We start from the raw sequence: 19,226 nt of genomic DNA on the forward strand, positions 1-19,226 counted from the left end.
GGCCGTGTCGGAGCTCGACCTCGACATCGAGCCGGGCCAGCACGTCCTGCTCCTCGGCGCGAGCGGCTCGGGCAAGTCGACGCTGCTGCGCGGGCTGGCCGGCGTGCTGGGCGATGCGGAGGACGGTGAGGATGCCGGTGCGCTCCTGATCGACGGCCACGCGCCCGCCGCGGTGCGCGGACGGGCGGGCCTGGTGCTCCAGGATCCCGATGCGCAGGTCGTGCTCGCCCGGGTGGGCGACGACGTCGCCTTCGCGTGCGAGAACCTCGGCGTCCCCGCCGACGAGATCTGGCGGCGGGTCGACGAGGCCCTCCGCGCCGTCGGCCTCGACGTGCCGCGCGACCACCCGACCGCCGCCCTCTCCGGCGGGCAGAAGCAGCGGCTCGCGCTCGCCGGCGCCCTCGCGATGCGGCCCGGACTGCTGCTGCTGGACGAGCCGACGGCGAACCTCGACCCGGCCGGGGCCGTCGCCGTGCGCGACGCGGTCGTCGAGGCGGCGTCGCGGACGGGCGCCACGCTCGTCGTCGTGGAGCACCGCGTCGCGCTGTGGGCCGAGCACATCGACCGCGTCGTGGTGCTCGGATCCGACGGCGGGGTGCTCGCGGACGGGAGCGCCGAGCGCGTCTTCGGCGCGCACGGCGCGGCCCTGACCGAGGCGGGCGTCTGGGTACCGGACGTCCCCGTCGTGATCGACCCCCGGCCGCGCACGGGCACGGGGGAGGTCCTGCTGAGCGCCGACGCCGTCGCGGTGGGCCGGCGCCCGTTCGGCGAGCGGATGCCGCGGATCGTCGCGGCCGGCATCGACGCCCGGCTGCGGGCCGGGCGGGCCCTGGCGATCACCGGGGCGAACGGGGCCGGGAAGTCGACGTTCGCGATGACCCTCGCGGGGCTCGTGCCCCCGGCATCCGGGACCGTGCGCGCGAGCGCCTCGCTCGCGGCCGGCACGGGGCGCGGCGACGCGCCCGTGCGCTGGCGCGCCCGCGATCTGCTGACCCGCATCGGCACGGTGTTCCAGGAGCCCGAGCATCAGCTGCTGACCACGCGTGTGCGCGACGAGCTGGCGGTGGGCCCCCGCGCCCTCGGGCTCTCCGCGTCCGAGGTCGCCGCGCGCGTGGAGCCGCTGCTCGAACGGCTGCGGCTGACCCGTCTCGCCGAGGTCAACCCGTTCACGCTCTCCGGCGGCGAGAAGCGGCGGCTCACGGTGGCCGCGACCCTCGCGAGCAGACCCCGCGTGCTGCTGCTGGACGAGCCCACCTACGGACAGGACGCCCGCACGTGGCGCGAGCTCGCCGATCTCGTCGACGAGCTGAGGGCGGCCGGCTCGGCGATCGCGTTCGTCTCCCACGACCCCGCGCTCGTGTCCGCGCTCGCCGACGAGACCCTGACCGTCGCCCGCCTCGGGAGCGGCGCATGAGCCTGTTCTCGCTCGACGTGGCGCGCAGTCCCCTGGGGCGCATCAACCCGGTGACCAAGCTCGCCGCGACCCTCGTGGTGACCATGACGCTGCTGCTGTCGATCGACCCGGTCTCGGCGGGCGTCACCCTCGCGGCGACCGTCGCGCTGCTGCCGCTGGCGCGGTTGCGGGCGCGGCAGCTGCTGCTGCGGCTGTGGCCGATCGCCGCGGCGGCGGCCATCGGCGCGGCGGCGACCGTGCTGTACGGCCGCGTGTCGGGTCAGGTGTACCTCGAGTGGGGGCTCGTGCGCATCAGCGACGGCTCGATCGCGCTGTCGCTGGCGATCCTGCTGCGCGTCCTCGCGATCGCGGTGCCGAGCGTCGTGCTGTTCGCCACGACCGATCCGACCGACCTCGCCGACGGGCTCGCCCAGATCGTGCGCCTGCCGCCGCGGTTCGTGCTGGGGGCGCTCGCGGGCCTGCGGATGGTCGGCCTCCTGATCGACGACTGGCGGGAGCTGTCGATGGCCCGTCGCGCCCGCGGCGTCGCCGACGACGGCCGCATCCGCCGCTTCCTGAGCCAGGCCTTCGCCCTGTTCGTCCTCGCCGTGCGCCGCGGCACCAAGCTCGCGACGGCCATGGAGGCCCGCGGGTTCGGCGCCGACACGGCCCGCACGTGGGCGCGCCCGTCGCGGATGTCGGGAGCCGACGCCGTCCTGCTGCTGATCGCCGTGGCGATCGCCGCGGCATCCGTCACCGCGGCCGTGCTCGCGGGGACCTGGGTCTTCGTCTTCAGCCTCTAGCCCGTCGCCGCGGAGTCAGCCGCGGCCCGCGGTGTGCGGCAGCTCCACGATGCGGCGGGCGAGCGCCTCCTCCACGACGAGCTCCGTGATCAGGCCCGCCGCGAGCGCCCCGCGCAGCGCATCGAGCTTCGACAGGCTCGACACGGCGCACAGGCGGCGCGGGATGCGGCGGATCACGTCGAAGCCGGGACCGCTCGAGCGGTCGTTGAGCTCGATCCCCGACGTCGATCCGTCCAGCCGGTAGAAGACCGTCGCGCAGTCGCCGACCACCCCGTCGCGCAGGAGCATCCGCAGATCCTCGCCCGTGAGGTACCCGCCCGCATAGACGTGCGAGGGCACGTCGGCCTGCGGTGAGCCGAGGCCGAAGACGAACACCTGCACCCGCGCCTGCGCCTCGACGACGCGACGGATCGCGCGCTCCCGCCAGAGCAGCTGCTTGGTGTGGGGGTCGTCGAACAGCGCCGGCACCGAGAACTGCTGCACGTCGCTGCCGAACGCCTGGCCGAACCGCTCCAGGATGGCGCCGGAGTAGCTGATGCCCGACGTCGACTCGTTGGCCGCGCCGTTCATCTGCACGATCTGGGACTCCTGCAGCCGCTTGGTGGGGAGGTGGCGGGCGATCGCCGAGACGGTGGCGCCCCAGGCGATGCCGATGCTCGTCTGCGGGTCGAGGGTGGTCGACAGCACGTGCGCCGCGGTGCGCGCCGTGCGCTCGAGGCGCTCGGCGTCGGTCGAGCGGGGCGGGGTGCTGACGACGTGGACGGAGATGCCGAAGCGCTCGCCGAGGCGGCGGGCGACCACGCTGTTGGCCTCCTGGGGCGAGTGCACCGTGATCTCCACGAGCCCGATCTCGCGCGCGTGCGCGAGCAGGCGCGACACCGACGATCGCGACAGCTTCATCTCCGCGGCGATCTGCTCCATCGTCCGGTCCTGCACGTAGTAGAGCTGCGCCGCGTGGAGGGCGTCGCGCGCCCGCGCCTCGGGATCGATCTCGCCGGTCACGTGTCCTCCTCGTCGTGCACATCCGTGCACAGCACGCCTCGCGGTGCACGTATGTTCACGTGCGTTGCGCGTTCGTTCACCCAGGTCTCAGTGTAGATCGCGACCACCGTGAAAAACACGCGGCGAGACCACGCGAAGCCGCGGAAGGAAGAGCGATGACCGAGTCGATGGCGACCACCCGTCCGAACATCCAGGCGCTGCGAGAGCGCCCCCACGCCGAGGTCCTCATCATCGGGGGCGGGATCAACGGCATCGCGACGTTCCGCGACCTCGCCCTCCAGGGCGTCGACGTCGCGCTCGTCGAACGCGACGACTACGTCAGCGGCGCATCGTCCGCCTCCAGCCACATGGTGCACGGCGGGGTGCGCTACCTGGAGAACGGCGAGTTCCGCCTCGTGCGCGAGTCGGTCACCGAGCGCAACCGTCTCGTGCGCAACGCCCCGCACTTCGTGCGTCCGCTTCCCACCACCATCCCGATCCACCGCACGATCTCCGGCATCCTGACGGCGCCCTTCCGGCTGCTCGTCACCCACGGCCGCGGCAAGCCGCGCGAGCGCGGGGCGCTGCTGATCAAGCTCGGCCTGGTGATGTACGACACCTTCTCCCGCGACGGGGGCGCGGTGCCGCGTCACCGCTTCCACGGACGCCGGCGCTCCCGCGAGCTCTTCCCCGACCTCGACGACCGCTTCCGCTACACCGCGACCTACTACGACGCCTCGATGCACGACCCCGAGCGGCTCGCGCTCGACGTGCTGCGCGACGGCACCCGCGAGGAATCGGCACGGGCGGCGAACTATGCCCCCGTCGTCGGCGCGGACGGCTCGGCGGTGATCATCCGCGACGCCCTCACCGGCGACGAGTTCCCGTTCACGGCCGACGTCATCGTCAACACCAGCGGACCCTGGACCGACATCACCAACAGCGCGCTGGGCGCCCCCACCCGCTTCATGGGCGGGACGAAGGGCTCGCACATCGTGCTCGACAACCCGGCGCTGCTGGAAGCCACGCGCGGCAACGAGATCTTCTTCGAGGCCGCCGACGGCCGCATCGTGCTGATCTACCCGCTCAAGGGCCGCGTCATGGTCGGCACGACCGACATCGATGCGGACCCCGCCCAGCCCACCGTCTGCACCGACGAGGAGATCGAGTACTTCTTCGACCTCATCGGCCAGGTGTTCCCCCGGATCGCGGTGGACCGGTCGCAGATCGTGTACACCTTCTCCGGCATCCGTCCCCTGCCCCGCCACGACGACGTCGCGCCGGGCTTCGTCTCGCGCGACTACCGCATCGAGCGGGCGCGTCTCGGCGCCGTGCCGGTGCTCAGCCTCGTCGGCGGCAAGTGGACCACGTTCCGGGCCCTCGCCGAGCATCTGTCCGACGACGTGATGACGGCCCTCGGCCGCACGCGCCGCATCTCGACGCTCGACCTGCCGATCGGCGGGGGAGCGGGCTACCCGCGCACCGAGGCGGATCGGGCGCGCTGGCTCGACGCGCACCGCGGAGCGCACACGAGCGCCTTCGCCGACCGGATGCTGGAGCGCTACGGCACGTACGCCTCCGAGGTGCTCGGCACGCTCCCGGTCGCGCAACGCCCCCTCGAGCACGCACCCGGGTACTCCGCCGAGGAGATCGCCTTCCTCGCCGGCCGCGAAGAGGTCGTGAGCCTCATCGACCTCCTGCTGCGCCGCACCCACATCGCCTTCGTCGGCGGGGTGGGCGTGGAGACCCTCACCGAGGTCGCGGAGGCGGCCGCCCCGGCCCTCGGCTGGGACGGCGAGGCCGTGCGGGCGCAGGTCGACGAGGCGGCCCGCGTGCTGCAGGAGCGCCATCGCATCGACGTCCGCACGTCCCACCTCGCCCCCTCGGGTCGGTGAGGATCCGACCGCCCAGCCCCGGCGCGGCCTGACGCCGGCAACCGATCAGGCCATCCCTCGCGCGGCGACGTCGCCCGCGGCATCCATGCAGAAAGGTCAATGCTGACATGCACGACATCAATCTCGGGCTCTACTTCGTGTCAGAGCTCGTCGGGACGGCGATGCTGCTCCTGCTCGGCGGTGGCGTGGTCGCCAACGTCATCCTCGCAAAATCCAAGGGATTCGGCGGCGGCACCCTGATGATCAACTGGGGCTGGGGTCTGGCGGTCTTCGCCGGTGTCCTCGTCTCGTCCTACTCCGGCGCGCAGCTGAACCCCGCCGTCTCCATCGCCCTGCTGATCGGGGGGAAGATCGGCGTCGCGCAGTTCTTCGTCGCCATCGCCGCCCAGCTGGTCGGCGCGTTCATCGGCGCGGTGCTGTGCTGGCTCGCCTACCGCCAGCACTTCGACGAGGAGCCCGACGCGGCGACCAAGCTCGGCGTGTTCTCCACCGGCCCCGCGATCCGCTCCTACGGCTGGAACCTCATCACCGAGATCATCGGCACCTTCGTCCTCGTGTTCGTCATCTTCGCGTTCGCCGACTACGGCGACGTCCAGATCGGCGTCCCCGGCGCCCTCGGCCCGCTGACCGCCGTGCCCGTCGCGCTCCTCGTGGTCGGCATCGGCGCCTCCCTCGGCGGCCCCACCGGGTACGCCATCAACCCCGCCCGCGACCTCGGCCCCCGCATCGCGCACGCGGTGCTGCCGATCAAGGGCAAGGGCTCCAGCGACTGGTCCTACGCGTGGGTCCCCGTCGTCGGTCCGCTCGTCGGCGGTACGCTTGCCGCGCTCGCCGCTCCGGTCCTGCTCCACCTCGCCCACGCCTGATCCCCATCCACACCCAGACAAGGACGTCACCTCATGAGTGAGTACATCATCGCCCTCGACCAGGGCACGACCTCCAGCCGCGCCATCGTGTTCGACAAGAAGGGCTCGATCGTCTCCGTCGGCCAGAAGGAGCACGAGCAGATCATGCCGCGCGCCGGCTGGGTCGAGCACGACCCGATCGAGATCCGCGACAACATGCGCGAGGTCATCGGCATCGCCCTCGGCCGCGCCAACCTGACGCGTCACGACATCGCCGCGGTGGGCATCACCAACCAGCGCGAGACCGCCGTCGTGTGGGACAAGAACACCGGCATCCCCGTCTACAACGCGATCGTGTGGCAGGACACGCGCACCCAGCCGATCGTCGACCGGATCGCCGGCGACGCCGGCGTCGACCGGTACAAGGACATCGTCGGGCTGCCGCTGGCGACCTACTTCTCGGGCACCAAGATCGTCTGGATCCTCGAGAACGTCGAGGGGGCGCGCGAGAAGGCCGAGGCGGGCGACCTCATCTTCGGCACGACCGACACCTGGGTGCTGTGGAACCTCACCGGCGGTCCCGACGGCGGCGTGCACGCGACGGATGTGACCAACGCCTCCCGGACGCTGTTCATGGACCTGAAGACGCTCGCGTGGCGCGACGACATCCTGGCCGACTTCGGGGTGCCGCGCTCGATGATGCCGGAGATCCGCTCCTCCAGCGAGGTCTACGGCGAGGCGCGCGACACGTCGCTGCTGCGGGAGACCCCCGTCGCCGGCATCCTCGGCGACCAGCAGGCGGCGACGTTCGGCCAGGCGGCCTTCGACGCGGGCGAGAGCAAGAACACCTACGGCACGGGCAACTTCCTCATCTTCCAGACGGGGACCGAGATCGTGAAGTCGGAGAACGGCCTGCTCACCACCGTCGGCTACAAGCTGGGCGACGAGCCGGCCCACTACGCCCTCGAGGGATCGATCGCCGTCACCGGCTCGCTGATCCAGTGGCTGCGCGACCAGCTGGGCATCATCTCGTCCGCGCCCGAGGTGGAGGAGCTCGCCGCGAAGGTGGAGGACAACGGCGGCGTGTACTTCGTGCCCGCCTTCTCGGGCCTGTTCGCGCCCTACTGGCGTCCCGACGCCCGTGGCGCCATCGTCGGCCTCACCCGCTTCGCGAACCGCAACCACATCGCCCGCGCCGCCCTGGAGGCGACCGCCTTCCAGACGCGCGAGGTGCTGGATGCCGTCAACGCCGACTCCGGCGTCGACCTCACGGAGCTCAAGGTCGACGGCGGCATGATCGCCAACGACACGCTCATGCAGTTCCAGGCGGACATCCTGGGCGTCCCGGTCGTGCGTCCCGTCGTCGCCGAGACGACCGCGCTGGGCGCCGCGTACGCCGCCGGGCTCGCCGTGGGGTTCTGGAACGACCTCGACGAGCTGCGGGCGAACTGGCAGGAGGACAAGCGCTGGACGCCGAACGACGACGTCGCCGAGCGCGAGCGCCAGCTGCGACTGTGGAAGAAGGCCGTCACGAAGTCGATGGACTGGGTGGACGCCGACGTGAACTGATCTCGCTCAGCGCGATAGCCCGATCGGGGTCGTATGCGGTCGCCTCTCGTGAGGCTCCACCACCGCATGCGGCCCCGATTTCGCGTATCGGCGCGTACGGGGCGGTCAGGTCGCGTTCCCGAGGTCGCGGGAGAACCGCAGGCGCTCGGCACGGCATCCATCCTGCCTCTCGCGCCCGCCGCGGCGTCCGTGGTGAGATGGGCTGTGCCCACCTCTGTCGCCCGCCGTGTCGGCGTGCTCACCGCTCTCGACGACGCCGACGGGCCGGCTGTCGCCCTCGGGGATGCCGCGGCCCGCCATGTCCGCTTGCGCGCCGACGGCCTGCAGCCCGCGCTCGGCGACGCGCCCGCCGGCTTCGTGCCCTGGGCGCAGGTGCGGGCGGTCGTCGCCGAGGTGCCGATGACGTGGTGGCCGCATCCCGCGCTCGGCGACACCCTCGTGCCGCTGATCGAGGGCATCTTCGGCGGCGCGTCGGGAGAGATCGCCGAGACGCCGACTTTTCCCGTCCGGGTCACCACCGACGACGGGGCGGTCCTGGAGTGGCGAGCGACGCCGCACTACCTCTCCGGCTATCGGCGGCGGGATGCCGCGGTGGCCCGGCGCCTCGTCGATCACCTGGTCGCCGCGCCGGAGGCACGCGTGCTGCTCGCCCGTCCCGACGAGCTGTTGGCGCGGCTGGGGGAGATCCTCCGAGCGCACTGAGACAGCGTGCTGACACCTGGTACCGCGTATGCTGGCACTCAGTAGCACCTCCCGTTGCTGAGCGACGGGAGCGGCCCGGACTTCGAAGGAGAATCCATGGACATCGCCGGCGCATCCGCGCTCGTCACCGGCGGGGCCAGCGGCCTCGGCCTCGCCACGGCACGACGGCTCGCCGACGCCGGCGCCCACGTCGTGATCGTCGATCTCGCCGCCTCTGCCGGCGCCGAGCGGGCCGCGGAACTCGGCGGCACCTTCGTGGCGGCCGACGTCACCGACCCGACGCAGATCGCCGCCGCCGTCGAGACGGCCGCCGCGCAGGGGCCGCTGCGTGTCGTCGTCAACTGCGCCGGCATCGCCCCGCCGGCCAAGGTGCTCGAGCGCGACGGGTCGCCGAGCGACCTCGCCCACTTCGAGCGCATCGTGCGCGTCAACCTCATCGGCACCTACAACGTCATCGCGCAGGCCTCCGCCGCCATCGCGACGACGGAGCCCACCGACGGCGGCGATCGCGGCGTCATCGTCAACACCGCCTCGGTGGCGGCCTTCGACGGGCAGATCGGCCAGCCCGCCTACTCCGCGAGCAAGGGCGGTGTGCACGCCATGACGCTGCCGATCGCCCGCGAGCTCGCGCGCCACGGCATCCGCGTCGTCACGATCGCCCCCGGCATCATGGAGACGCCCATGCTCGCGGGCCTGCCCGACGCGGCGCAGCAGAGCCTCGGTCAGCAGGTGCCGTACCCCGCCCGCCTCGGACGGCCCGACGAGTACGCGAGCCTCGTCGCGGAGATCGTCCGCAACGGCTACCTCAACGGCGAGACGATCCGCCTCGACGGCGCGATCCGGATGGCGCCGAAATGACCGCCTCGATCATCCACACCCGCGACGGCGCGCTCGCGCGGCTCACGTTCAACCGGCCCGCATCGCTGAACGCGATGGGCTTCGAGATGGGCACGCGCTGGCGCGACCTCGCCCACGAGATCACGGCGGACCCGTCGGTCGGCGCCGTGCTCCTGGATGCCGCGGGCCCGGCGTTCTGCGCGGGCGGCGATGTCGTCGAGATGGCCGCCTCCGGCTCGAGCGGCGCCGACATCACCGCGATGGCGCACGTGATCCACGACGGCATTCGCACCTTCGTCGAGTCCGGGATCCCGATCGTCGCGGCGGTGCAGGGCGCCGTCGCCGGCGGCGGGCTCGGGCTCATGCTGACCGCCGACTACATCGTCGCCGGCGACCGTGCCCGCTTCGTCAGCAAGTACGCGAACATCGGCCTCACCCCCGACCTCGGCGTCTCGACGCTGCTGCCGGCGGCGATCGGGCAGACGCGCGCGTTGCGGATGCTCCTCGACGACCTGACCATCGACGCCGCGACGGCGCTGGAGTGGGGGCTGGTCACCGAGGTCGCGGACGACCCGGCCGCCCGCGCCGAGCAGATCGCGCGCCTCTGGCTCGACGGCGCGACCGCCGCCTTCGGACAGGCCAAGCGGCTCGTGCGCGCCGGCGCGCGCCGCCCCTTCGCCGACAACCTCGACGATGAGGCGCGCACCATCGGCGCGAGCTTCGACACCCCGGATGCCGCAGCGCGCGTGGCCGCGTTCGCCGCGGCCTCCGCCAAGACCACGCACGACAGGGGACACGCATGACACTGGCCGGCAAGACCATCCTCATGTCCGGCGGCAGCCGCGGCATCGGCCTCGCGATCGCGCTGCGCGCCGCCCGCGACGGCGCGAACATCGCCCTCCTGGCCAAGACCGACACCCCGCATCCGAAGCTCGAGGGCACGGTCCACTCGGCCGCCGAGGCGATCGAGGCCGCGGGCGGTCGGGCGCTGCCGATCGTCGGCGACGTGCGCAACGACGACGACATCACGGCCGCCGTCCTGAAGACGCAGGGGGAGTTCGGCGGCATCGACATCGTCGTCAACAACGCGTCGGTCATCGACCTGTCGGGGTCGATCGAGCTCGCCGCCAAGAAGTACGACCTCATGCAGGACGTCAACGTCCGCGGCACGTTCATGCTCAGCCGTGCGGCGGTGCCGATCCTCAAGGATGCCGAGAACCCGCACATCCTGTCGCTGTCGCCGCCGCTGAACATCACGCCGCGCTGGCTGGGCGCCCACACCGGCTACACGCTGGCGAAGTACGGCATGACGATGGCCACGCTGGGGATCGCCGCGGAGTTCGCGCGCGACGGCATCGCGGCGAACACCCTGTGGCCCGAGACGACGATCGCGACGGCGGCCGTGCAGTTCGCGCTCGGCGGCGACCGGATGATGAAGGTCAGCCGCACGCCCGAGGTCTACGCCGACGCCGCGTACGAGGTGCTGATCCGCCCGGCACGTGAGCGCACCGGTCAGACGCTCATCGTCGAGCAGGTGCTGCGGGAGGCCGGGGTGACGGACTTCTCCCGCTACGCGGCGACACCGGGCACGCCCGACGACGAGCTGTTCCCCGACATCTTCCTCTGAGCTCTGCGTTTCGACTCGTCGCTGCGCTCCTCTGCGTTTCGACCGGGGGAGAGCGACCCCGGTCAGATCAGGCCGAGGCGGGCCAGCGCGTTGCCGACCCCGTCCTCGAGCACGCCGGTGGTGACCAGATCGGCCATCGCCTGCAGCTCGGGGTCGGCGCCGCCCATCGCGACGGCGGTGCCCACGACCTGGAACATCTCGACGTCGTTCCAGCTGTCACCGATGCCGACCGCGTCCGCGGCATCCATGCCGAGCACCTCCAGCACCTCGAGGATCGCCGCGCCCTTGTTGACGCCCTGCTGGCAGATCTCGCCGTTCGAGCCCCCGGGCAGCGGGATCGATCCCGGGATGACGTGGAACTCGTCGCCGAGCTGTTCGGCCGCGCGCGACAGCGTGTCGCTCGCGGTGCTGAGGAACGTCGCCTTCACGACCGTGTCGAGGTCGACCTCGTCGAGCGGACGGTAGTGGTTCAGCAGGGCCAGATCCTCCGTCTCCGCCGCGTGCTCGCCGCGCGGGTCGACCGGCGGGTGGGCGCGCAGGAAGCGCTGCGCGTGCTCAAGCACGCCGGGGCTCACGTAGACGCTGCGATCGGTCTGCAGGAAGTAGTGCGCGCCCTGCTCCTCGAAGTAGGCGACCATGCGGTCCACGAGCGGACGGGGCATGAGGTGGGCCACGATCTGCTCGTCGCCGCGCACGGCGAACGCTCCGCCGTTGGTGATGGCGCCGTCCACCTCGATCTCGCGGACGCGGGGGTTGATGTCGCCGGCCGATCGTCCCGTGCAGAGGTAGACGAGGTGGCCGTTCGCGCGGGCGGTCGCGATGGCGACCGGCGTGGAGGGGGACATCCGTGCCCCGTGTTCGAGGATGGTCCCGTCGATGTCGATGAAGACGATCCGGCGGCGCGAAGGGGGAGGAGTCACCCCTCCATTGTCCCCGGATCCGTCAGTGCTTCGGGCCCGTCACCAGCAGGATGCCGCCCAGGCCGATCATGAGCCCACCGCCCGTCGCCGTCAGTCTCTCGATGCGCTTCGGCGAGCGGGCGAACCAGGCGCGCGCCGCGGCGGCGGCGAGCACCCAGATCGAGTCGGAGACGAGGGCGAGGACGGCGAACACGACGCCCAGCTCCATGAGCTGCAGCGGCACCGATCCGGCGTGCAGGTCGACGAACTGCGGGAGGACGGCGACGAAGAAGGCGATGGTCTTCGGGTTGGTGATGCCGACGACGAAGCCCTGCCAGAGCTGCCGGCCGTGGCCGGTGGGCAGCCGGGTCGGATCGGGAGCGCTCGCGGCATCCTTGCGGTGACGGATGGCCTGGATGCCGAGGTACACGAGGTACAGCGAGCCCGCGATCTTCAGCACCGTGAACAGCACCACCGACTGCGCCACGACACCGCCCACCCCGACGGCGACGAGCGCGACGATCGGGATGAGCGCGAGGCTCACCCCGGCGACGCTCAGCAGCCCGCCGGTGCGTCCCAGTGCGAGGGTGCGACCGACGGAGAAGAGCACCGCCGGGCCCGGGATGAGGATCAGGACGAGGGCGGCCAGCGTGAACGCCAGGAGGTTGTCGAACGGCACCATGGCGTCAGTGTACGACCGCGTCAGATCAGCCCGTTGCGGCGGAACGCGGTGCGCAGGCCGTCCTCGTCGATCGCCGTCGTCACCTGATCGGCCAGCGCCTTCACGCCGTCGACGGCGTTTCCCATCGCGATGGAGGTGCCCACGACCGCGAACATCTCCGCGTCGTTCCAGTTGTCGCCGATGCCGACGGCGTCGTCCGGGTCGAGGTCGAGCTCGCGCAGCAGCGCCTGGATCGCCGCGCCCTTGTGCACGCCGCGCGGCGCGACCTCGCCCGAGGCGGCGAAGGCGACGGGGATGGTCCCGCCGACGACCTCGAAGTCCTCCGCGAGCTCGGTGAGCGCGCGGGCGGCGGCATCCTCGTCGTCGGTGAGGAAGACGAGCTTCGCGATGAGGGTGTCGTCGACCTGAGCGTCGTCGTGGAACGACTTGGACGGGAAGCCCGCCGCCGTGAACCGCTCCGCGAGCAGCTCCGCCAGGCCCTCCGAGGCGAACAGGCCGTCGTACGACTGGAAGTAGCCGTGCAGGCCGGTGCTCGCCAGATAGTCACGCAGGCGCGCGACCTCCTCCGGCGTGAACAGCGTCGCCGAGACGATCCGCTCGCCCAGGCTGGCGAAGGCGCCGCCGTTGGTGACGGCGCCGTCGAAGCCGATGTCCATCAGCTCGGCGTGCAGCTCCGCCGTCCCGCGGCCCGTGCTCAGGAACACCAGGTGTCCCCGAGCGCGGGCCGCGCGGATGGCCTCGACCGCGGACGGCGGGATGTGCCGTCCGTCCTGCAGGATCGTCCCGTCGACGTCGAGGAAGATCGCACGGGTCATGCGCTCAGCGCACCGCCGTTCGTGCGGATGACCTCGGCGTACCAGGCGAACGACTTCTTCTTGTGGCGGTCGAGCGTGCCGGAGCCGTCGTCGTTGCGGTCGACGTACACGAAGCCGTAGCGCTTGCTCAGCTGCGCGGTGGATGCCGAGACGAGGTCGATGCAGCCCCACGTCGTGTAGCCGAGCACGTCCACGCCGTCGGCGATCGCCTCGCCGACCTGCACCAGGTGGTCGTTCAGGTAGGCGATGCGGTAGTCGTCGGCGACCGTCTTGACGCCGTCGATCTCGACCAGCTCGTCCTTCGCGCCCAGACCGTTCTCGACGATGAACAGCGGCTTCTGCCACCGGTCCCAGAACTGGTTGAGCACGATGCGCAGCCCCACGGGGTCGATCTGCCAGCCCCACTCGCTCGCCTCGAGCGTGGGGTTGGGCACACCGCCCATGATGTTGCCCTCACCGGCGACCTTCTTGGCGGGGTCGGCGGTCGCGGCGACCGACATGTAGTAGCTGAACGACACGAAGTCGACCGTGTTGCGGAGATCCTCGCGGTCCTCGTCGGTGATCTCCAGCTCGATGCCCTTCTCGCGGAGGGTCCGCAGGAAGTAGCCCGGGTAGGCGCCGCGCGTGTGCACGTCGCCGTAGACCAGGTTCGAGTGGTCGAAGTCCATGACCGCCAGCGCGTCGGCGGGCGACGGGGTCAGCGGGTAGACCGGCATCGACAGCACCATGCAGCCGATCTGCGCGTTCGGTGCGACCTCCCGCGCGATGCGGGTGGCGCGTGCCGACGCGACCAGCTCGTGGTGCATGGCCTGGTAGAGCGTCTGCTCGCTGAGCTCGCTCTTCGGCGTGTTGATGCCGCCCGACATGAACGGGGCGTGCAGCAGCGAGTTGATCTCGTTGAACGTCAGCCAGTACTTCACGCGGGCGCCGAAGCGCTCGAAGAGCGTGCGGGCGTAGCGCTCGTAGAACCCGATGAGGCGGCGGTCGGTCCACCCGTCGTACGTCTCGGCGAGGTGCAGCGGCGTCTCGTAGTGGGAGATCGTCACGAGCGGCTCGATGCCGTACTTCTCCAGCTCGTCCAGGAGGCGGTCGTAGAACGCGAGTCCCGCTTCGTTGGGCTCGGTCTCGTCGCCGTTCGGGAAGATGCGGCTCCACGCGATCGAGAACCGGTACGTCTTGAACCCCATCTCGGCGAAGAGGGCGATGTCCTCCGCGTAGCGGTGGTAGTGGTCGATGCCGACGAGCTTGAGGTTGTCCGGCGTCGGCGCGGCCGTGCGGGGGCCGACGATGCCCCGGGGCATGACGTCCTGGACGGACAGCCCCTTGCCGTCGACGTCGTAGGCGCCTTCGAGCTGGTTGGCGGCGGTGGCGCCGCCCCAGAGGAAGCCGTCGGGGAAGGCGGGTGCGGTGGTGGTCATGGTGGTTCTCCTTACGTCGCCGGGGGTCACTTCGTCGCCGCGACCGAGTCGACCGAGACCGCGGTGAACAGCGGCTCGCCGTGCGCGATCGGGCCCGACGCGGCATCCGCGACAGCCGGGTAGAGGTCGGGGTTGGTGACGATGACCGGGGTGGTGAGGTCGTACCCGGCCTTCTCGATGGCGTCGCCGTCGAACTCGACGAGCAGATCGCCGGCGGCCACCTGCTGGCCGGTCGTGACCTTCACCGAGAAGTGCGCGCCGCCGAGCTTGACGGTGTCGAGGCCGATGTGGATCAGCACCTCGGTGCCGTCGGCGTGGCGCAGCCCGAACGCGTGGCCGGTCGGGAAGGCGGCGACCACGGTGCCGTCGAACGGGGCGTACACGGCGCCCGAGCGCGGCTGGATCGCGACGCCCTGACCGAGCGCGCCGTCGGCGAAGGCGGCGTCGGCCACCTCGTTGAGCGGGATGACGGTGCCGTCGATCGGCGAGAGCACCGTGACGTCGTTGGCGGCGGCGGGGGCCGGAGCCTCCGTCGCGGCGTCCTCGGCGGGCTCCTTGAAGCCGATGAGCACGACCAGCAGGAACGGGAGCACGATGGCCACGAGCAGGCCGAGGCCCAGCATCACCATGTTGCCGTTGCCGAGCAGCCCGGTCACGGCCAGGCCCGAGGGGACGACGAACGACTTCGAGAACACGCCGCCGAGGGCGATGATCGCGCCGCCGATCGCGCCGCCGACGATGCCGAAGGCGAACGGCCGCTTGAGGGGGAGGTTGAGGCCGTAGATCGCCGGCTCGGTGATGCCCGCGAGGAAGCCCGACAGGGTGGCGGGGGCGGCGAGCGACTTGAGGTTCTTGTTGCGCGCACGCACCCACACGCCCGCGACGGCACCGGCCTGCGCGAGGACGGCCGCGAACACGGGGCCGAGCAGCAGGATCTGGCCGGTCGTCTGGAACTCCACCTGGAAGACGGGAACGAGGCCCCAGTGCAGGCCGAAGATGACGAACACCTGCCACAGGCCGCCCATGATCGCGCCGCCGGCCCACGGGGCGACATCCCACACCCAGCTGACCGCGTTGCCGACGCCCTGCGAGAGCAGGTCGGAGATCGGGCCGATGACGACGAACACCAGCGGCACGGCGATGAGCACGACGATCATCGGGGTGACGAAACGGCGGATCGCGGCGGGGAGCTTCGCGTAGAGGAACTTCTCGGCGTGCGACTGCAGCCACACGACGATGATGATGGGGATGACGCTCGAGACGTAGCTCACCATCGTGAAGGGGATGCCGAAGAACGTGAGGTCGGGGGCTCCGTTCGCCGCGACCACCGTCGGGTAGACGAGGGCGCCGGCGATCGCGAGCGAGGTCCACTCGTTGGCCTTGAAGTAGCGCGCCGCGGTGATCGAGAGCACCATCGGCAGGAAGTTGATGAACGCGTCCGAGAGCGCGTTGAGCACGAGGTAGGTCGAGGAGGTGGCGTCGATCCAGCCGAACGTGGCGGCGGCCGACAGGAACGCCTTCAGCAGGCCGGTGCCGGCGAGGGTCCACAGCACGGGGGTGAAGATCGCCGAGATCATCGAGATGAACCGGTTGAACAGGTTGCCCTTCGGCCCGGTGTCCTCGGCCGCGGCGTCGTGACCCCCGCCGAAGCGGGAGACCTTGCCGATCTCGGCGAACACCTCGGGCACGTCGTTGCCGATGACCACCTGGTACTGGCCGCCCGCCTGGGCGACGGTGATGACGCCCGGGGTGGCCTTGACCGCCGCGGCATCCGCCTTGCTCTCGTCCTTGAGGACGAAGCGCAGACGTGTCGCGCAGTGCACGAGCGAGCTGACGTTGTCTTCGCCGCCGACGCCGGCGAGCACGCCGGCCGCGGTCTTCGCGTAATCCGCCATCGGATTCGCCTTTCCTTGTGTGTGGAAGGCCCGGGCACCTCTGCCCGGGCAACAAAAAAACCTGGACTCGATGAGTGCCGAAGCTCTCGGTGAGTCCAGGTTTCGCCCGCTGATGCGGTAACGATCCAGGGATCTGCGATCAAGTTACCACAGGGTCGGGTTCAGCGCCAGGGGCGATCTGACTCTTCAGACGCTCGACGTGGACGATGAGGTACAGCAGCTCCTCGTCGGTCAGCTCCGACCCGGTCGCGCCGCCGACGTACGCCTTGACCTCCTCGGCGATGGCGTACGAGCGCGGGTAGCTGTGCTTGGCGAACTCGAAGAACGAGGTGTCGCCGCTCGCGAGCATGGTGCGGCTCACGAGCCGCTGCAGCAGGAACTGCACGTGCAGGATGAACCGCGCGTAGTCGGGGCCGTCGACGTCCAGGCGCACGCCGAGGGAGTGCTCCACCACCTCGACCACGTGCTGCACGCGGCGGAACAGCAGTGCGGCCGTGCCGTTGGGCTCGTCGCGGGTGGCGTTGAGCAGGTGCATCGTGAGGAACACCGCCTCCTCGGCGGGAAGCTCGCGGTCCAGGCTCGTCGCGATCGATCCCGCCATGTGCTCGGCGGCGGCGAACTCCTGGGGGTGGAGCACGCGAAGCTCGGGCATCGAGGTCGTGGTGATCCGCATCCCCTTGTCCAGCCGCTCGATCACGTAGGCGACGTGGTCGATGACGGCGATCGTGAACCGCCGTCCCAGATCGCGGCCGAGTCGGCGCTCGGCCTCGTCGACCGCCCGCGTGGCGGCCTCGACGATGGGATACGGGACGTCGGTGAGCAGGCGCCGCTCGCGCTCGCCGTCCGCGCCGGTGTCGAGGATGAACGTCTTCTCCACCTTGGCGGGGTCGAGCACGTCGGCCGGCTTCAACCCGAAGGCGAGCCCCCGTCCCATCAGCACGCGCTCCCGCCCCGACTCGTCGACGGCGATCACGACGTTGTTGTTGAGCACCTTGTGCACCGGGACGGCGTGCGTCGCGGGGGTGCGCCGAGCGGATGCCGCGGCGTCGGGGGTGCTCATGTGGAGAAGTCTAGAAGTCGCGCCGCCGACCGCTCCGACGATTTCGTGGTTGTAAAGGTTTCATTACGTACTGAAAGTTCGAAAGCTTTCGCCTCTACTGTGTGGGTATCTCGCCGGTCCTGCTCCTCGCCGGTGAGGCGCAGCACCTCACCCGTCCCGCAACCCGCAATGAGGAAACCATGAACAAGAGACTCCTGGCCGCGGCGGCCACGGTCGTCGCCGCCGCCCTCGCACTGTCCGCCTGCAGTGCGACACCGTCCGATTCCGGCGCGGATCAGAAGAAGGAGATCCGCGTCGCCTCCACCGACCCGCAGCTGATCGTCCCGGGCCGCCAATCCGTCGCCTACGACGTGAACATGGCGGTGTGGGCGCCGCTCGCGTTCCTGAACTCCGACGGCTCGCTCGAGTACGTCCAGGCCCAGTCCATCGAGTCGCAGGACGCCACGACCTGGACCGTCACCCTGCGCGAGGGCTGGACCTTCCAGGACGGCACCCCCGTGACGGCGCAGAGCTACGTCGACTCGTGGAACGCGGTGGCGTACGGTCCGAACGCGTTCGAGAACTCCGGACAGCTGGCCAACATCGTCGGCTACGCCGACCTCAACCCGGCATCCGGCACCCCGTCCACGACCGAGATGTCCGGGCTGAAGGTCGTCGACGACCTCACCTTCACGGTGACCCTCATCGGTCCGGACAGCCAGTTCCCGCTGCAGGTGACGCAGGCGCAGACCGCGATGTTCCCGATGCCCGCCTCGGCGTTCGCGGACTTCACCGCCTACAACACGCATCCGGTCGGCAACGGTCCCTTCCAGTTCGCGCAGGACTACGTCGAGAACGAGCCGATCGTCCTCGACGCCTACAGCGGCTACAAGGGCGACAAGCCCACGATCGACCGCATCACGTTCGTGCCCTACACCGACAGCGAGACCGCCTACACCGACGTCCTCGCCGGCAACCTCGACGTCGCGGGGGTCCCCGCCTCCAAGCTCACGCAGGCGTCGGCCGACTTCGGGCAGCGTCTGTACTCGTTCGAGGCGCCCGGCATCTCGTTCCTGGGCCTGCCCCTGTGGAACTCCGCCTACCAGGACGTGCGTGTGCGCGAGGCGATCTCCATGGCGATCGACCGCGAGGCGATCATCGACGTGATCTACGGCGGCACGTACGCCCCGGCGACGGCGTGGACGCCGGCCATCGAGCCCGGCACGCCCACCGGGATCTGCGGCGACTACTGCTCCTTCGACCCCGAGGCGGCCAAGGCGCTGCTGGCCGAGGCCGGCGGGTTCTCGGGCCCGATGGAGATCTACTACCCCGGTGGCGGCGGACTGGACCCGCTCTACCAGGCGATCGCGAACCAGCTCCGACAGAACCTGGGGATCGACGCGACGGCCACCCCGAGCGCCGACTGGGCCGAGTTCCTGCAGAACCGCAACGACGAGAACATCACCGGTCCGTTCTTCTCGCGGTGGGGCGCCCTCTACCCCAGCCAGCAGGCGACGCTGCGCGTCTTCTTCATCAAGGGCGGCGGCTGCACCAACTGCATCCCCTGGTACAGCGATGAGGTCGCCTCGGCGATGACCGCCGCCGACGCCGATCTGTCCACCGACGGCTCCGCCTACGCCGCCGTGCAGCAGATCATCCAGAAGGAGTTCCCGGCGGTGCCGCTCTTCTTCGAGAAGTACTCCTACGTCACCTCCCCGCGCGTCGCACAGCTCGTCACCTCGCCGGTGGGCAACCCCACCTACCGGTCGATCGTCCTCACCGAATGACGGTCGGGGTGCGGAGCGTCCCGCCCGACGCTCCGCACC

Annotated in this window: 17 protein-coding genes; 10 read left to right on the forward strand and 7 right to left on the reverse strand. The window is 70.9% G+C overall.

The features are described 5' to 3' along the window. The first annotated feature begins 4 nt into the window (after positions 1-4). Together AC1Q49_RS12040 and AC1Q49_RS12045 are read left to right on the forward strand one after the other, a co-directional pair. Positions 5-1,414 carry an ABC transporter ATP-binding protein gene (locus AC1Q49_RS12040; RefSeq protein WP_492492392.1) on the forward strand — a complete coding sequence of 470 codons (1,410 nt, stop codon included), beginning with the start codon at positions 5-7 and terminating at the stop codon, positions 1,412-1,414. After that, entirely contained in the window at positions 1,411-2,196 is a 786-nt protein-coding gene (locus tag AC1Q49_RS12045) for an energy-coupling factor transporter transmembrane component T family protein (protein WP_492492394.1), read from the forward strand. The genes AC1Q49_RS12040 and AC1Q49_RS12045 overlap by 4 nt, the downstream gene beginning before the upstream one ends. Positions 2,197-2,211: 15 nt before the next feature. Here the strand turns inward: AC1Q49_RS12045 and AC1Q49_RS12050 are convergent, their stop codons facing one another. Further along, the gene (locus AC1Q49_RS12050) at positions 2,212-3,198 is read right to left on the reverse strand and encodes a sugar-binding transcriptional regulator (RefSeq protein ID WP_101305417.1); all 987 of its coding nucleotides are present in this window, start codon (positions 3,196-3,198) and stop codon (positions 2,212-2,214) included. A 155-nt stretch (positions 3,199-3,353) separates the two neighbouring features. Here AC1Q49_RS12050 and AC1Q49_RS12055 point away from each other — a divergent pair, with 155 nt between their 5' ends. The 7 genes from AC1Q49_RS12055 to AC1Q49_RS12085 all read left to right on the forward strand — a co-directional run bounded on the left by AC1Q49_RS12055 (position 3,354) and on the right by AC1Q49_RS12085 (position 10,652). Next, entirely contained in the window at positions 3,354-5,072 is a 1,719-nt protein-coding gene (locus tag AC1Q49_RS12055; protein ID WP_060959285.1) for a glycerol-3-phosphate dehydrogenase/oxidase, read from the forward strand. A 107-nt stretch (positions 5,073-5,179) separates the two neighbouring features. Next, positions 5,180-5,938 (forward strand): MIP/aquaporin family protein, encoded by a 759-nt coding sequence (locus AC1Q49_RS12060; protein ID WP_060959286.1) that lies wholly within the window; start codon positions 5,180-5,182, stop codon positions 5,936-5,938. A gap of 33 nt (positions 5,939-5,971) precedes the next feature. Next, a complete protein-coding gene (glpK, locus tag AC1Q49_RS12065) occupies positions 5,972-7,486 on the forward strand; it encodes a glycerol kinase GlpK (RefSeq protein WP_060959287.1) in 1,515 nt (504 codons plus the stop codon). 204 nt (positions 7,487-7,690) lie between these two features. Further along, positions 7,691-8,188 (forward strand): hypothetical protein, encoded by a 498-nt coding sequence (locus AC1Q49_RS12070; RefSeq protein WP_101305420.1) that lies wholly within the window; start codon positions 7,691-7,693, stop codon positions 8,186-8,188. 96 nt (positions 8,189-8,284) lie between these two features. Then, entirely contained in the window at positions 8,285-9,046 is a 762-nt protein-coding gene (locus tag AC1Q49_RS12075; RefSeq protein ID WP_492492398.1) for an SDR family NAD(P)-dependent oxidoreductase, read from the forward strand. Beyond that, positions 9,043-9,828: an enoyl-CoA hydratase/isomerase family protein gene (locus AC1Q49_RS12080; protein ID WP_101305422.1), complete on the forward strand. Its 786-nt coding sequence runs from the start codon at positions 9,043-9,045 to the stop codon at positions 9,826-9,828. The genes AC1Q49_RS12075 and AC1Q49_RS12080 overlap by 4 nt, the downstream gene beginning before the upstream one ends. Further along, positions 9,825-10,652, forward strand: coding sequence for an SDR family oxidoreductase (locus AC1Q49_RS12085; RefSeq protein ID WP_060959291.1), 828 nt, complete (start codon positions 9,825-9,827; stop codon positions 10,650-10,652). The genes AC1Q49_RS12080 and AC1Q49_RS12085 overlap by 4 nt, the downstream gene beginning before the upstream one ends. 62 nt (positions 10,653-10,714) lie before the next feature. On the opposite strand, the gene AC1Q49_RS12090 is transcribed toward AC1Q49_RS12085, so the two are convergent. From AC1Q49_RS12090 to AC1Q49_RS12115, 6 genes are all read right to left on the reverse strand, one after another. Next, on the reverse strand, positions 10,715-11,572 hold the full coding sequence (locus AC1Q49_RS12090) for a Cof-type HAD-IIB family hydrolase (RefSeq protein WP_060959292.1): 858 nt from the start codon (positions 11,570-11,572) through the stop codon (positions 10,715-10,717). Positions 11,573-11,594: 22 nt separating this feature from the next. Next, the gene (locus AC1Q49_RS12095; RefSeq protein ID WP_101305423.1) at positions 11,595-12,233 is read right to left on the reverse strand and encodes a LysE family translocator; all 639 of its coding nucleotides are present in this window, start codon (positions 12,231-12,233) and stop codon (positions 11,595-11,597) included. Positions 12,234-12,253: 20 nt separating this feature from the next. Beyond that, positions 12,254-13,048 carry a Cof-type HAD-IIB family hydrolase gene (locus AC1Q49_RS12100; protein ID WP_101305424.1) on the reverse strand — a complete coding sequence of 265 codons (795 nt, stop codon included), beginning with the start codon at positions 13,046-13,048 and terminating at the stop codon, positions 12,254-12,256. Continuing rightward, positions 13,045-14,466 carry a glycoside hydrolase family 1 protein gene (locus tag AC1Q49_RS12105; protein WP_492492401.1) on the reverse strand — a complete coding sequence of 474 codons (1,422 nt, stop codon included), beginning with the start codon at positions 14,464-14,466 and terminating at the stop codon, positions 13,045-13,047. Before AC1Q49_RS12105 ends, AC1Q49_RS12100 begins: the two co-directional genes overlap by 4 nt. A gap of 26 nt (positions 14,467-14,492) precedes the next feature. Then, positions 14,493-16,361 carry a beta-glucoside-specific PTS transporter subunit IIABC gene (locus AC1Q49_RS12110; protein ID WP_060959296.1) on the reverse strand — a complete coding sequence of 623 codons (1,869 nt, stop codon included), beginning with the start codon at positions 16,359-16,361 and terminating at the stop codon, positions 14,493-14,495. A 139-nt stretch (positions 16,362-16,500) separates the two neighbouring features. After that, a complete protein-coding gene (locus tag AC1Q49_RS12115; protein ID WP_082734122.1) occupies positions 16,501-17,421 on the reverse strand; it encodes a PRD domain-containing protein in 921 nt (306 codons plus the stop codon). A gap of 179 nt (positions 17,422-17,600) precedes the next feature. Between AC1Q49_RS12115 and AC1Q49_RS12120 the strand changes: the two genes are divergently transcribed. Beyond that, entirely contained in the window at positions 17,601-19,187 is a 1,587-nt protein-coding gene (locus tag AC1Q49_RS12120; RefSeq protein ID WP_101305427.1) for a peptide ABC transporter substrate-binding protein, read from the forward strand. Positions 19,188-19,226 lie beyond the last annotated feature (39 nt).

The sequence above is a fragment of the Microbacterium sp. MPR-TSA4 genome (genome assembly GCF_058792815.1).

Excerpts from the sequence above, each read along its gene's own strand:
- AC1Q49_RS12120 (WP_101305427.1), top strand. The coding sequence starts at position 17,601 with ATGAACAAGAGACTCCTGGCCGCGGCGGCCACGGTCGTCGCCGCCGCC.
- glpK (WP_060959287.1), top strand. The coding sequence starts at position 5,972 with ATGAGTGAGTACATCATCGCCCTCGACCAGGGCACGACCTCCAGCCGC.
- AC1Q49_RS12085 (WP_060959291.1), top strand. The coding sequence starts at position 9,825 with ATGACACTGGCCGGCAAGACCATCCTCATGTCCGGCGGCAGCCGCGGC.
- AC1Q49_RS12100 (WP_101305424.1), bottom strand. The coding sequence starts at position 13,048 with ATGACCCGTGCGATCTTCCTCGACGTCGACGGGACGATCCTGCAGGAC.
- AC1Q49_RS12075 (WP_492492398.1), top strand. The coding sequence starts at position 8,285 with ATGGACATCGCCGGCGCATCCGCGCTCGTCACCGGCGGGGCCAGCGGC.
- AC1Q49_RS12080 (WP_101305422.1), top strand. The coding sequence starts at position 9,043 with ATGACCGCCTCGATCATCCACACCCGCGACGGCGCGCTCGCGCGGCTC.
- AC1Q49_RS12105 (WP_492492401.1), bottom strand. The coding sequence starts at position 14,466 with ATGACCACCACCGCACCCGCCTTCCCCGACGGCTTCCTCTGGGGCGGC.
- AC1Q49_RS12055 (WP_060959285.1), top strand. The coding sequence starts at position 3,354 with ATGACCGAGTCGATGGCGACCACCCGTCCGAACATCCAGGCGCTGCGA.
- AC1Q49_RS12060 (WP_060959286.1), top strand. The coding sequence starts at position 5,180 with ATGCACGACATCAATCTCGGGCTCTACTTCGTGTCAGAGCTCGTCGGG.
- AC1Q49_RS12115 (WP_082734122.1), bottom strand. The coding sequence starts at position 17,421 with ATGAGCACCCCCGACGCCGCGGCATCCGCTCGGCGCACCCCCGCGACG.
- AC1Q49_RS12095 (WP_101305423.1), bottom strand. The coding sequence starts at position 12,233 with ATGGTGCCGTTCGACAACCTCCTGGCGTTCACGCTGGCCGCCCTCGTC.
- AC1Q49_RS12110 (WP_060959296.1), bottom strand. The coding sequence starts at position 16,361 with ATGGCGGATTACGCGAAGACCGCGGCCGGCGTGCTCGCCGGCGTCGGC.
- AC1Q49_RS12045 (WP_492492394.1), top strand. The coding sequence starts at position 1,411 with ATGAGCCTGTTCTCGCTCGACGTGGCGCGCAGTCCCCTGGGGCGCATC.